At 59.6% G+C, this 12859-nt stretch carries 9 protein-coding genes and 3 tRNA genes; 7 read left to right on the plus strand and 5 right to left on the minus strand.

Features of this window, described 5'->3' with window-relative positions; translation table 11 throughout:
- Positions 1-130: 130 nt before the first annotated feature.
- The 3 genes from ACR0DA_RS05010 to ACR0DA_RS05020 all read right to left on the minus strand — a co-directional run bounded on the left by ACR0DA_RS05010 (position 131) and on the right by ACR0DA_RS05020 (position 1757).
- Positions 131-493, minus strand: coding sequence for an SUF system Fe-S cluster assembly protein (locus ACR0DA_RS05010; protein WP_170339389.1), 363 nt, complete (start codon positions 491-493; stop codon positions 131-133).
- Positions 494-588: 95 nt separating this feature from the next.
- Positions 589-867: an NfeD family protein gene (locus ACR0DA_RS05015; RefSeq protein ID WP_480753170.1), complete on the minus strand. Its 279-nt coding sequence runs from the start codon at positions 865-867 to the stop codon at positions 589-591.
- On the minus strand, positions 867-1757 hold the full coding sequence (locus ACR0DA_RS05020) for an SPFH domain-containing protein (protein WP_170338815.1): 891 nt from the start codon (positions 1755-1757) through the stop codon (positions 867-869). The genes ACR0DA_RS05015 and ACR0DA_RS05020 overlap by 1 nt, the downstream gene beginning before the upstream one ends.
- A 175-nt stretch (positions 1758-1932) precedes the next feature.
- Here ACR0DA_RS05020 and ACR0DA_RS05025 point away from each other — a divergent pair, with 175 nt between their 5' ends.
- From ACR0DA_RS05025 to lon, 3 genes are all read left to right on the plus strand, one after another.
- Positions 1933-2844 (plus strand): nucleoside hydrolase, encoded by a 912-nt coding sequence (locus tag ACR0DA_RS05025; protein WP_480753172.1) that lies wholly within the window; start codon positions 1933-1935, stop codon positions 2842-2844.
- 63 nt (positions 2845-2907) lie between these two features.
- A complete protein-coding gene (gene tgt, locus ACR0DA_RS05030) occupies positions 2908-4038 on the plus strand; it encodes a tRNA guanosine(34) transglycosylase Tgt (protein ID WP_170389955.1) in 1131 nt (376 codons plus the stop codon).
- 214 nt (positions 4039-4252) lie between these two features.
- Positions 4253-6661, plus strand: a complete 2409-nt coding sequence (lon, locus tag ACR0DA_RS05035; RefSeq protein ID WP_480753173.1) for an endopeptidase La — start codon at positions 4253-4255, stop codon at positions 6659-6661.
- Positions 6662-6708: 47 nt separating this feature from the next.
- Here lon and ACR0DA_RS05040 read toward each other — a convergent pair whose 3' ends face one another.
- Both ACR0DA_RS05040 and ACR0DA_RS05045 read right to left on the minus strand, forming a co-directional pair.
- Positions 6709-8292, minus strand: a complete 1584-nt coding sequence (locus tag ACR0DA_RS05040) for an APC family permease (protein ID WP_480753175.1) — start codon at positions 8290-8292, stop codon at positions 6709-6711.
- Positions 8293-8387: 95 nt separating this feature from the next.
- Positions 8388-8462: transfer RNA gene (locus ACR0DA_RS05045), tRNA-Val, on the minus strand.
- Positions 8463-9018: 556 nt separating this feature from the next.
- Between ACR0DA_RS05045 and ACR0DA_RS05050 the strand changes: the two genes are divergently transcribed.
- From ACR0DA_RS05050 to uvrA, 4 genes are all read left to right on the plus strand, one after another.
- Positions 9019-9095 (plus strand) — tRNA-Asp (locus ACR0DA_RS05050).
- A gap of 50 nt (positions 9096-9145) precedes the next feature.
- Positions 9146-9222 (plus strand) — tRNA-Asp (locus ACR0DA_RS05055).
- Positions 9223-9314: 92 nt separating this feature from the next.
- Positions 9315-9884: a methyltransferase domain-containing protein gene (locus ACR0DA_RS05060; RefSeq protein WP_170600638.1), complete on the plus strand. Its 570-nt coding sequence runs from the start codon at positions 9315-9317 to the stop codon at positions 9882-9884.
- 104 nt (positions 9885-9988) lie between these two features.
- The gene (uvrA, locus tag ACR0DA_RS05065) at positions 9989-12847 is read left to right on the plus strand and encodes an excinuclease ABC subunit UvrA (RefSeq protein ID WP_170371139.1); all 2859 of its coding nucleotides are present in this window, start codon (positions 9989-9991) and stop codon (positions 12845-12847) included.
- Positions 12848-12859: the final 12 nt, after the last annotated feature.

The raw sequence follows: 12859 nt of genomic DNA on the forward strand, positions 1-12859 counted from the left end.
TCCTCTGACGGGTCCGACTGCGAAGCCCGCGTTGTACTTGTTACGCAGCAACGTAACGGTTCGACGACCGATCCGTGACAGCTGGGTTTCAGGTTTGTGACGTTTCCCGCGCGCTCAGCGCGGCAGGCGCTTACATAAAGCCAAGTTCCAGCCGGGCTTCGTCGGACATCATCTCCATGCCCCAGGGTGGTTCCCAGGTCAGTTCGACATCCACCTCCTTGACCCCGGCAACGGGCTCGATGGCCTCGACGATCCAGCCTGGCATATCACCGGCCACCGGGCAGCCCGGAGCGGTCAGGGTCATGATGACTTTGACTGCGTTGTCGCTGCTGATGTCGATCGTGTAGATCAGTCCAAGGTCATAGATATTGACCGGAATTTCAGGGTCATAGACAGTCCTGCAGGCCTCGACCACGGATTCGTACAGAGGGTGCTCAACGGTCGAAGGCGCAATCAGGGGCGTGCCTTCAAGCTGTTCGCTGGGGTGGGTCATGAATGCCTCGGGTTGTTACCTGAGCAATTATATAGGGAAAGCTGAAGGCAGCGTCCAGAGGGGGTAGGGCGCCCCGCTACAGGGCGCCGCACCGGTCAGTCGTTGATGTCGTGGTCAAACGTCCTGACTTGCCCATGTGGCAGCGCGAACATGCGCCGCAGAACGAGCCATGCGATCAACGACAAGCTGGCGAAGATTAAAAGCAGGACAGGCAGGTTCGGGGTCAAGCCGGGGATGACCAGAAGGATGCCGGTGATAGCCGCGCCGATAGCGAAGCCAAGGAAGATGAAACCCGGCAACGCCACTTCCAGAATGCCCAGCGCCAGTGCGGCTGCCAGCCATACCCACCACGTCAGCCAGAACGGATCTGCCATCATTTGCCTCCCTTGAGCATTTTGAAGGCGTCGCCAAACGCTTCGAGCGCATTTGCGGGCACAACAATCGTCTGGCTGCCTCCGCTTTTGCCCATCGCATTCAATGCCTCAACTTGTTTCAGCGCAACCTGATACTGGGCGGCTTCGATCCCATTGTCCTGGATGGCCTTTGCGACGACGCCGGTTGCATAGGCTTCCGCGTCCGCCTGAACGCGACGCGCCTTGGCGGCTTGTTCCGCAGCATACAGCTCGGCGTCGGCCTGGAGTTCGACCGCGCGTTTCTGGCCCTCGGCTTCGGTTACCTGAGCGCGACGTGCGCGTTCGGCATTCAACTGCTGAAGCATGGCGTCGCGGGTCGCCTGATCCAGGTTTACGTCCAGAATTTCGGCGCGGGTTACCTCGATCCCCCAGTCGTCAACTGCGGTTTCGACGCTTTCTTGAATGCGTTCAATCAGTTGCGCGCGATTTGACTGAACTTCGTCCAGGTCCATTTTGCCGATTTCAGCCCGCACGATACCAGCGACGGTCGTTGCGATGGCGCCGTCGACGTCCCGAATGCGGTAGACGGTCTTTTCAGGCTCGAGGATACGGTAGAAGACCGAAGTATCGATCTGCACCAACACGTTGTCCTTGGTGATTGCATCCTGCGTCGCATTGGGCAGCTGACGTTCCAAGATGGATATCTTGTGGCGTGCAACGTCTAGAAAAGGAACGATAAAGTTGATCCCGGGGCCCAGCACAGAGTGGAGGCGTCCGAACCGTTCGACCACGTATTTCTCGGATTGTGGAACGATCTTGATACCCTTGAGGATGATGACGACGACCAAAGCCGCCCCAAGCAGGTAGATGATGTTCGATGATAGCAGTCCGATGATCTGGTCTTCGGTCATTTCTGTCCTCATTTTTTGTGTACGATGGTATACATTTGGGGATTGAAGGGCTGAATTTCAACTCAGCTATGAAATGAACCGAACAGGATATCCATGCAAGGTAATTGGGACAAAGCACGGAGATTTCGGGTTGTCACTGCTTTGCATCCGCCGTTGATTGCGCTATCGGGGCGAAATGAAACTGATTATCGACACCGACCCCGGCATCGACGATGCCATGGCGATCGCATATGCCGCCGCCGCCCCGGAAATTGACCTGATCGGCCTGTCTACGGTCTTTGGCAATACGCATGTCCAGCAGTCCAGCCGGAACGCGCGGTTTCTGGCTCACAAGCTGGGGTTGGACATACCTGTGGCGCAGGGCGCAGCGTTTCCATGGGAAGCTGACGCACACACGCCCTCAAAGCACGTGCATGGGGATGAAGGTTTTGGCGATTTGGTCGATGTGCCCGAGATCGGCGCGAACCACGACCTGAGCGCAGCCGAGTTCCTGGTTGAGATGGCCCGGCGTCACAAGAAGGACTTGACGGTCTGTGCGGTTGGGCCGCTGACCAACATCGCCGATGCGATGCGTCTGGATCCGGATTTCGCTCAGAACATCGGCCAATTGGTCATCATGGGCGGTGCGGTCTTCTGTCCTGGCAACATCACCGAACACGCCGAGGCGAATATCTATCACGATGCGAAAGCCGCAGACGAGGTGTTTGCCCAGCCCGCTCCGACGGTTCTGGTGGGTCTGGATGTGACCCTGAAAACGCTCTATCGCGCGGCTGACTTCGAGGAACTGGCACGACGTGCGCCTGAAATGGGTGGATTTCTAAACGATATCTCTCAGTTCTATCTGAGTTTCTACCGCGATGTCGCCGGGTTGGACGGCTGCGGACTTCATGACTCGACGGCCGTTATCGCCTGTTCGCACCGTGCGATGTTCGAAATTCAAGAAACAGGTTTGAAGGTGGTAACCGAGGGACCCGAGGTTGGGGCAACCCGGCCGGACCCGTCTCGCCCACCGTTGCAGGTGTGCTGTGACGTCGTTGGTCAGCAGGTGGTGGACCTGTTCACGCAAAGGGTTGCCAGCTTGCCTTGACGGGTTGCAATGGCCGGGCAGATCGGGCAAAGCCTGCCCGGTTCAGCGACCCGAGGCGATGACATGACCCAGCGTTTCTCATTCGAATTGAAGGCCACCGACGGCAAAGCCCGCACCGGCGTGATCCACACGCCGCGGGGCGAGGTGCGCACGCCGGCCTTCATGCCCGTGGGCACCGCCGCGACGGTCAAGGCGATGATGCCCGAAAGCGTGCGGGCGACCGGCGCCGACATCCTGTTGGGCAACACCTATCACCTGATGCTGCGGCCCACGGCCGAACGGATCGACCGTTTGGGCGGGCTGCACAAATTCATGAACTGGGAGCGCCCGATCCTGACCGACTCGGGCGGGTTTCAGGTGATGTCCCTGGCGGGTCTGCGCAAGCTGACCGAGAAGGGCGTGACCTTCAAATCGCATATCGACGGTTCCAAACACGAGCTGACACCCGAGCGGTCGATGGAGATCCAGCGCCTGTTGGGGTCGGACATCGTGATGTGTTTCGACGAATGCCCCGCATTGCCTGCCGACCGCGACCGGATCGCCGAGTCGATGCGCCTGTCGATGCGATGGGCCGAACGGTCGCGCGAGGCCTTTGGCGATCGGCCCGGCCATGCGCTGTTCGGGATCATGCAGGGCGGGTTGGAGCGCGACCTACGCGAGGAAAGCGCCGAGGCGCTGAAGGCCATCGGGTTCGAAGGATATGCCGTTGGTGGCCTCGCGGTGGGCGAGGGGCAGGAGGCCATGTTCGACTGTCTGGACTATGCGCCTGATTTCCTGCCGACCGATAAGCCGCGCTATCTGATGGGCGTGGGCAAGCCCGACGACATCGTGGGCGCCGTGGCGCGCGGGATCGACATGATGGATTGTGTGCTGCCGTCGCGCTCGGGACGGACGGGGCAGGTGTTCACCCGCCGCGGGGTCGTGAACATCAAGAACGCCCGCCACGCCGACGATCCGCGTCCGCTGGACGAACAGTGCACGTGCCCAGCCTGCTCGAATTACTCGCGCGCCTACCTGCACCATGTATTCCGGGCCAACGAAATGATTTCGGGCATGCTGCTGACCTGGCACAATCTGCATTATTTCCAAGAGATCATGCAGTGCATGCGGGACGCCATCGCCGCCGGTGCATTCGAGGTCTGGCAGGCCGAGTTCCATGCGCAGCGGGCGCTGGGTGATATCGAGCCGCTCTAACGGGCGTGTTGGGCGACCCAAGTCAAAATCAGTGGATATGTTGCCGCGATGCCTTGCAGTCGGGGCAACCTCGGGCCATTCTGATTTGAACAGGTAAGGCGACGAGGTTGAAATGGGGCGGTCCGCGCCCCACCTTTATCGTCCGAGAAAGGAGATGGCCGACGGCTGCCTGAAACAGGGGTCAGTGCCATCTTGCCAATGATAAGGATAGAGCATGCAAGAGCCTCTTAATTCCTCATACCCCGTTCTGCCGCTGCGCGACATTGTCGTGTTTCCGCACATGATCGTCCCGCTGTTCGTGGGGCGTGAAAAGTCGGTGCGCGCGCTGGAAGAGGTGATGCAGGATGACAAGCAAATTCTGCTGTCCAGTCAAGTTGACCCTTCCGTCGACGACCCGACCCAGGACGGTATCTACCGCAGCGGCGTTCTGGCAAATGTCCTGCAGCTGCTCAAGCTGCCCGATGGCACGGTCAAAGTGCTGGTCGAAGGGCAGGCACGCGTCAAGATTTCGGAGTTCATTGAGAATGAAGAATTCTTTGAGGCCCGCGCCGAATACCTGACCGAAATTCCCGGCGACGTTACGACGACGCAGGCGCTTTTGCGCACTGTCGCCGATGAGTTCGAGCGGTACGCCAAGGTTCGCAAGAACATCCCGGAAGAAGCCCTGACCGCTGTCAGTGAGACAACCGATCCGGCGAAACTGGCCGATTTGGTTTCGGGTCACCTTGGCATCGAGGTCGAACAGAAGCAGGACCTGCTGGAAACGCTCAGCATCAGCGAGCGTCTGGAAAAGGTCTATGGCCTGATGCAGGGCGAAATGTCGGTTCTTCAGGTCGAGAAGAAGATCAAGACCCGCGTCAAGTCGCAGATGGAGAAGACCCAGCGCGAATACTATCTGAATGAGCAGATGAAGGCCATTCAGAAGGAGCTGGGCGATGGCGAGGACGGCGCGAACGAGATCGCCGAGCTGGAAGCCAAGATCGCCGAGACCAAGCTTTCGAAAGAAGCCCGCGAAAAGGCGGAAGGCGAGCTGAAAAAGCTCAAGAACATGTCGCCGATGTCGGCCGAAGCGACCGTGGTGCGCAACTATCTGGATTGGATCCTGTCGCTGCCTTGGGGCACCAAGTCTCGGGTCAAGAAAGACCTTGGCCGGGCGCAGCAGATCCTCGATGCCGATCACTATGGCCTCGAAAAGGTCAAGGAGCGGATCGTCGAGTATCTGGCGGTTCAGCAGCGCTCGAAGAAGCTGAAAGGCCCGATCATGTGCCTTGTCGGCCCTCCGGGCGTGGGCAAGACCTCGCTTGGGAAGTCGGTCGCCAAGGCCACGGGGCGCGAGTTCATCCGCATCTCGTTGGGTGGGGTGCGCGATGAATCCGAGATCAGGGGCCACCGTCGGACCTATATCGGCTCGATGCCCGGCAAGATCATCCAGGCGCTGAAAAAGGCGAAAACCACGAACCCGCTGATCTTGCTCGATGAAATCGACAAGATGGGGCAGGATTTCCGTGGTGATCCAGCTTCGGCCATGCTCGAGGTGCTGGACCCGGAACAGAACAGCACGTTCATGGACCACTACCTGGAGGTCGAATACGACCTGTCGAACGTGATGTTCCTGACCACGTCGAACAGCTACAACATGCCAGGGCCGCTTCTGGACCGGATGGAGATCATTCCTCTGGCCGGCTACACCGAGGACGAAAAGCGCGAAATCGCGAAGCAGCACCTGATCTCGAAGCAGGTGAAGAACCACGGGCTGAAGGCTAAAGAGTTCGAGCTGACCGATGAGGCGCTGACCGCGATCATCCGCACCTATACCCGCGAGGCCGGTGTGCGGAATCTTGAGCGCGAGATTGCCAAGGTGGCGCGCAAATCGTTGACCCGGATCATCAAGAACGAGACCGACCGGGTTGTCGTGACGGCTGAGAACCTGCACGAATTCCTGGGTGTGCCCAAGTTCCGTTACGGTTTGGCTGAACAGGATGATCAGGTCGGCGTTGTGACCGGTCTGGCCTGGACCTCGGTCGGTGGCGACCTGCTGCATATCGAGGCGTTGAAGCTGCCAGGCAAGGGTCGGATGAAGACCACAGGCAAGCTGGGCGATGTGATGAAGGAATCCATCGACGCGGCTTCGTCCTATGTGCGGTCGATTTCGCCTCAGATCGGGGTCAAACCGCCGCAGTTCGACAAGATCGACATCCATGTGCACGTGCCTGACGGCGCGACTCCCAAGGATGGACCCAGCGCCGGCCTGGCGATGGTGACTTCGATCGTGTCGGTTCTGACCGGTATCCCGGTCCGCAAGGACATCGCCATGACGGGCGAAGTTTCGCTGCGTGGCAACGCCATGCCGATCGGCGGGTTGAAGGAGAAACTGCTCGCAGCTTTGCGGGGTGGCATCAAGACGGTGCTTATTCCGGAAGAAAACGAGAAGGATCTGGCCGACATCCCCGACAACGTGAAGGAAGGGCTGGAGATCGTCCCGGTCAAGCACGTGTCGGAAGTTCTGGAGCGCGCACTGGTGCGCAAACCTGAGCCGATCGAATGGGATGAGGCCGCCGAAGAAGCCGCGGCCGCAGCGGCCAAGGCTTCGGATAACAGTGGACCATCAGCCACGGCGCACTGATCTGAAAACAACGAGAAGGGCGGGGAATAATCCCCGCCCTTTCTGATTCACAGCCCGATAACAGGTTTTGCTGGGTCCAGAACTTCTTCCTCGGCTATGTAGCGCTGGAATTTCTCGGGCGGAAGGGCGGACCGGACTGCGATCCAGAAAATGGTCGATGACAGCAGGGTGCAAAACAAGATGTCCCACCCGAACGGGATCAGGTGCAGCGCGCCTCCTCCGAATTGACCAAGAAACGAGATCAACCCAAGTCCAGCCAGATAGGGTGCGAGCCACAAGGCCTGTTTGAGATCCATCTGTTCCAGGCGTCCCCGAAACCGCGCCAAAAGCAAGAGCAGCCCGATCAGAAGGGTGATGCCTAGGCGCCAGACCGTATCCCAGCCGCTCCAGTAGACGATCAGAGTTGCAATCGCAAAGGCCAGCATTCCGACAAAACCAACCGCAGGAACGCGGATCGAGCGGGGCCTGTCTGGCAGCAGGCTGCGCAGGCACACAACGGCGATGGGGCCCACGGCGAAGGACAGGACGATCGCTGCCCCGTTCAGGGCGATCACCGTCTCAAAGGGAATGGTCAAAAGGAAAAGGGTGCCAATCACGAAGTTGAGCACCAGCGCCCAAATGGGCACGCCAAATGCCGACAGGTGTTGGATGCGCGCAGGCAGAAACCCGTTCTGCGACAGGGCCATCGCGATCCGAGCGTTCGAGCCGGTGGCCACGAGGGCGTTTCCGAACGGCCCGATCACCGAGCCGACGTTGAGGATGCTGATGAACCACAATATCCCGACGGACATTATGACCCCGTCCAAAGGGCCTTCTCCGGCAAAACTGAGTTTGGCCCAGCCCTGCGCCAGCATCTGAGGGTCGAGCGAGCCGATGAAAGCGATCTGCAGGCCCAGATAGATCGCCGCACACATGATGATCGACAATACAAGCGCCGCCGGAATGTCGAATTTCGGGTTTCGCACCTCACCTGCCATGTCGACCACATGCCTGAACCCGATGAACGAGAAGATTACCCCTCCGGTCGAAACGGCGGCCATTATTCCCTTGAGCCCATACGGTGCGAACCCCTCGGGCTGCGTGAAGTTCTCGGCATTGAAGCGTGAAAGGATCAGCACCACGGACAACAGGATTGGAATGGCCACTTTTGCGCTTGTTATCATTGTGTTGACCCGCGCAAAGAACTTTACGCCCAGCATGTTGATCAGGACGAAGAACACCATGAATACCAAGGCTACAGCCTGTCCGGGCGCGGTCAGGTCACCGGATGGCGCATGCAGCCAGCGTGCATAGGGTGCGAGGTAGGACAGCATTGCCTCGACCTCGATCGGAGCGGTCGTGTTGTACCCGATCCAGGCAGTCCAACCCATCGTCATGGCGACGATATTGCCGTGCGAAAACTGCGGGACCCGAGCGATCCCTCCGGGGATTGGCAACATGGCAGAGATTTCGGCGAATGTGATGGCCAGAATGAACATCGCGACGGCCCCGATTACCCAGGATAAAACGGCCGCGGGGCCTGCGTGCTGAACGGCCAGAAGCGGCCCGAACAGCCAGCCTGAGCCAATGATTCCTCCGACAGATATGAATGTAAGACCCACCAGGCCGATGTCGCGCTTTAGTTCGGCCATGCATGTCCCTGATTGCCATGCCGGTGCTGCACCGGCCCGAACTCAAGGATAGACGCCGAGTCTCATCCGTTTCAAGCGTTGAAAAAGAGAGGGAATGGTGGGTGATAAGAGATTTGAACTCCTGACATCTTCGATGTGAACGAAGCGCTCTACCACTGAGCTAATCACCCGTAGGGCGGCGTCTTACAGTGCTTTTTATCCGGCTGCAAGAGGGGAGATACGCGGTATTTTCGCCATATCCGGACAAGACCGATTGGGTCCTGTGATTGGGCTTTTTCCCTGTCCGATAACTTTGAGCGTCTAACACATAGCGCAGCCCAAATGCGGTCAATGCGGCGAGCCAGCTGCGCCAGAAATAAACCGAAAAAAGTTAAGGCTTGGTATAAACAAGAAGCTGTTCACTCAACTCGTTTTGGAACTAGGAAACGACTGCATTGTAGACGGCTACAAAAGCCAAGCGAATTGTGTCGAGGGGGATTTTGCAGGGCAATTGGTAGCAGTAGAATCTACCGTCTGACTTTTCGTTAGCGAGTTCGCAGTTTTTCACGGCTCGGCGATGGCAACCAAGGGTTAGGGTGTCTTCGCGCCGGCGCTATCCCAAAGGAGCGTGCCAAACGCGCTCGGGAACAAATTTTCCCGTTCGCGCAAAAAACTTGAAAACGCCGCTTGACGATGCCCGGGCGTGGCCATAATACACCCCAACGTTCAGCAATGAACGGGCAGCGGGCGGTTGTAGCTCAGTTGGTTAGAGTACCGGCCTGTCACGCCGGGGGTCGCGGGTTCGAGCCCCGTCAACCGCGCCATCGCTGCCAGCCTTTGATCCGGGCAAACGGATCGACATAGACCCTAATGCGCGGTTGTAGCTCAGTTGGTTAGAGTACCGGCCTGTCACGCCGGGGGTCGCGGGTTCGAGCCCCGTCAACCGCGCCACTTCTCCTTGGAAGTCGTTGCGTTCCCTGTGGACACAGGGTTGCTTTTCTGGACAATCGGTCCCGGCAGTTAGCACGCAGTCGGGGTTTTCGATGGTCAGCTTGAACCGCGTCGTCATGGTTCGGGAAAGCAAGAAATGGATACGGAGTCTGGGGCCCGAGGCGCTGGACTGCGCCGAGATTTCGGGAAAATGGGGAACGCAGTTCGGATTTCGCAGCCATACCCAGATCTGGCATCGTCAGCACGATATCTGCAAAGGCCCGCTGATGGATGAGCGCGCGGAGGTTCGGCAATTCGATCTGATACTCGCCAATCAGGTCTGGGAACATCTGGACCGGCCCTATGAAGCTACTCTGAATGTGCTGGAAATGCTGCGGCCGGGAGGGTGGTTCTGGTTGGCCGTGCCGTTCTTCATCCCGTTCCATGCGGCTCCGCACGACTGTTCGCGTTGGTCGGCGCGGGGATTGCGCAACCTGCTGACTGAATGCGGCTTTGATCCGGAAAGTATTCAGGCCGCGCAATGGGGCAACCGTCAGGCGGCTTTGCGGAACCTCGAACCGGTCTGGCCGCCCGTCTATGACCCCGAAACCGACAGTCTGGAAAACGACCCGGATTTTCCGATCTGTGCCTGGGCCATAGCGCAAAAGAGTGAAGACGGGTGACCAAGGCGGAGAAAATCTGCTCGTTCACACTTTGTTCTAACTTTTCGGTTGGAGACTCAGCGTCGCTCGCCTATCTCTAGGACACTTGTGTGTTGGGGGCCTGAATGGCTGAGCTGAAGAATATCGAGGTGCGCGGCGCGCGCGAGCACAACCTGAAAAACATTGACGTGGACATTCCGCGCGATCAGCTGGTTGTCATCACGGGTCTGTCCGGGTCGGGCAAATCGTCGCTGGCGTTCGACACGATCTATGCCGAAGGCCAGCGCCGCTATGTCGAAAGCCTGTCGGCCTATGCGCGCCAGTTTCTGGACATGATGGAAAAGCCCGATGTGGATCACATCAGCGGCCTGTCCCCGGCGATCTCGATCGAGCAGAAGACCACGTCGAAGAACCCGCGTTCGACCGTTGGAACGGTGACCGAGATCTATGACTATCTGCGCCTGCTGTTCGCGCGCGCAGGCACGCCCTACAGCCCTGCCACCGGTTTGCCGATCGAGGCCCAGCAGGTGCAGGACATGGTCGATCGGATCATGGCGATGGAGGAGGGCACCCGCGGCTATCTGCTGGCGCCCATCGTTCGCGACCGCAAGGGTGAGTACAAGAAAGAGTTTCTGGAACTGCGCAAGCAGGGGTTCCAGCGCGTCAAGGTCGATGGCCAGTTCTACGAACTGGACGAGCCGCCGACGCTGGACAAGAAGTTCCGCCATGACATCGACGTGGTCGTTGACCGGATCGTCGTGCGCGAGGGGATGGAGACCCGCCTGGCCGACAGCCTGCGCACCGCGCTGGACCTGGCCGATGGCATCGCGATACTGGAGACCGCCCCGCGCGAGGGCGAGCCCGAGCGCATCACGTTCTCAGAGAATTTTGCCTGTCCGGTCAGTGGGTTCACCATCCCCGAGATCGAACCGCGCCTGTTTTCGTTCAACGCGCCCTTCGGGGCCTGCCCGGATTGCGACGGGCTGGGGGTCGAGCTGTTTTTCGACGAACGGCTTGTGGTGCCCGATCAGACGCTGAAACTGTATGACGGCGCGCTTGCCCCGTGGCGCAAGGGCAAGTCGCCCTATTTCCTGCAAACGATCGAGGCGATCGCGCGCCACTACGAGTTCGACAAGAACACGCCGTGGAAGGACCTTCCGGCGCATGTGCAGCAGGTGTTTCTGCATGGCTCGGGCGATGATGAAATCCAGTTCCGCTATGACGAAGGCGGACGGGTCTATCAGGTGACCCGCAGCTTTGAAGGCGTTATCCCGAACATGGAGCGCCGCTATCGCGAAACCGACAGCGCGTGGATCCGCGAGGAATTCGAACGGTATCAGAACAACCGTCCCTGCCACACTTGCGAGGGCTATCGCCTGCGCCCCGAGGCGTTGGCCGTCAAGATTGCAGGGCTGCATGTCGGTCAGGTGGTCGAAATGTCGATCAAAGAGGCTCTGGCCTGGGTCGAGGACGCGCCGAACCATCTGAGCGCCCAGAAAAACGAGATTGCCCGCGCGATTCTGAAAGAGATCCGTGAGCGGTTGGGGTTTCTGAATAACGTTGGTTTGGAATACCTTACGCTGTCTCGTTCAAGTGGTACCCTGTCAGGCGGCGAAAGCCAGCGCATCCGGCTGGCCAGCCAGATCGGCTCGGGCCTAACCGGCGTGCTTTACGTGCTGGACGAACCCTCGATCGGGTTGCATCAGCGCGACAATGACCGCCTTTTGGGCACGCTGAAGAACCTGCGCGATCAGGGCAACACCGTGATCGTCGTCGAGCATGACGAGGAAGCCATCCGCGAAGCCGACTATGTGTTCGACATCGGCCCCGGTGCCGGCGTGCATGGCGGGCAGGTGGTCAGCCACGGCACGCCCGAGCAGATCGCTGCCGATGCGGCCTCGATTACAGGGCAGTATCTGTCGGGGGTTCGGGAAATTCCGGTGCCCGCCGAGCGGCGCAAGGGGAACAAGAAAAAGGTAACGGTTGTAAAGGCTTCGGGCAACAACCTCAAAGACGTGACGGCCGAGTTTCCGCTGGGCAAGTTCGTCTGCGTGACCGGGGTGTCGGGCGGCGGCAAGTCGACCCTGACGATCGAGACGCTGTTCAAGACCGCCTCGATGCGTCTGAATGGTGCGCGTCAGACGCCTGCGCCCTGCGAAACGATCAAGGGGCTGGAACATCTGGACAAGGTGATCGACATCGACCAGCGGCCCATCGGGCGCACGCCACGGTCGAACCCGGCCACATATACCGGCGCCTTCACCCCGATCCGCGACTGGTTCGCCGGTCTGCCCGAGGCGAAGGCGCGGGGCTACAAGCCCGGGCGGTTCAGTTTCAACGTCAAGGGCGGGCGCTGCGAGGCCTGTCAGGGCGACGGAGTCATCAAGATCGAGATGCATTTCCTGCCCGACGTCTATGTCACCTGCGAGACCTGCAAGGGCGCGCGTTACAACCGCGAGACGCTCGAGATCAAGTTCAAGGGCAAGTCCATCGCCGACGTGCTGGATATGACGGTCGAAGACGCGCAGGAGTTCTTCAAGGCCGTACCCTCGATCCGCGACAAGATGGATGCGCTGGCACGCGTGGGGCTGGGCTACATCAAGGTCGGCCAGCAGGCCACGACCCTGTCGGGCGGCGAGGCGCAGCGAGTCAAGCTTTCGAAAGAGCTGGCAAAACGTTCGACGGGCCGGACCCTGTACATTCTGGACGAGCCCACAACCGGCCTGCATTTCGAAGATGTGCGCAAGCTGTTGGAAGTGCTGCATGAACTGGTCGATCAGGGCAATACTGTCGTCGTGATCGAACACAATCTGGACGTGGTGAAAACCGCCGACTGGATCATCGACATCGGCCCTGAGGGTGGCGATGGCGGCGGCGAGATCGTTGCCGTGGGCGCCCCGGAAGAGGTCGCCGAATGCGAGCGCAGCCACACCGGGCGATACCTCAAGCCGATGCTGAACCCCGAGCGCGTGGCGGCCGAATAGGGCGCCTGCGCG

The sequence above is a fragment of the Ruegeria sp. CI8 genome, from assembly GCF_056536865.1.

Bases quoted from the DNA above. Each gene is read 5' to 3' on its own strand.
- ACR0DA_RS05020 (WP_170338815.1), bottom strand. From the start codon at position 1,757: ATGACCGAAGACCAGATCATCGGACTGCTATCATCGAACATCATCTAC.
- ACR0DA_RS05040 (WP_480753175.1), bottom strand. From the start codon at position 8,292: ATGGCCGAACTAAAGCGCGACATCGGCCTGGTGGGTCTTACATTCATA.
- ACR0DA_RS05015 (WP_480753170.1), bottom strand. From the start codon at position 867: ATGGCAGATCCGTTCTGGCTGACGTGGTGGGTATGGCTGGCAGCCGCA.
- lon (WP_480753173.1), top strand. From the start codon at position 4,253: ATGCAAGAGCCTCTTAATTCCTCATACCCCGTTCTGCCGCTGCGCGAC.
- ACR0DA_RS05010 (WP_170339389.1), bottom strand. From the start codon at position 493: ATGACCCACCCCAGCGAACAGCTTGAAGGCACGCCCCTGATTGCGCCT.
- uvrA (WP_170371139.1), top strand. From the start codon at position 9,989: ATGGCTGAGCTGAAGAATATCGAGGTGCGCGGCGCGCGCGAGCACAAC.
- ACR0DA_RS05025 (WP_480753172.1), top strand. From the start codon at position 1,933: ATGAAACTGATTATCGACACCGACCCCGGCATCGACGATGCCATGGCG.
- ACR0DA_RS05060 (WP_170600638.1), top strand. From the start codon at position 9,315: ATGGTCAGCTTGAACCGCGTCGTCATGGTTCGGGAAAGCAAGAAATGG.
- tgt (WP_170389955.1), top strand. From the start codon at position 2,908: ATGACCCAGCGTTTCTCATTCGAATTGAAGGCCACCGACGGCAAAGCC.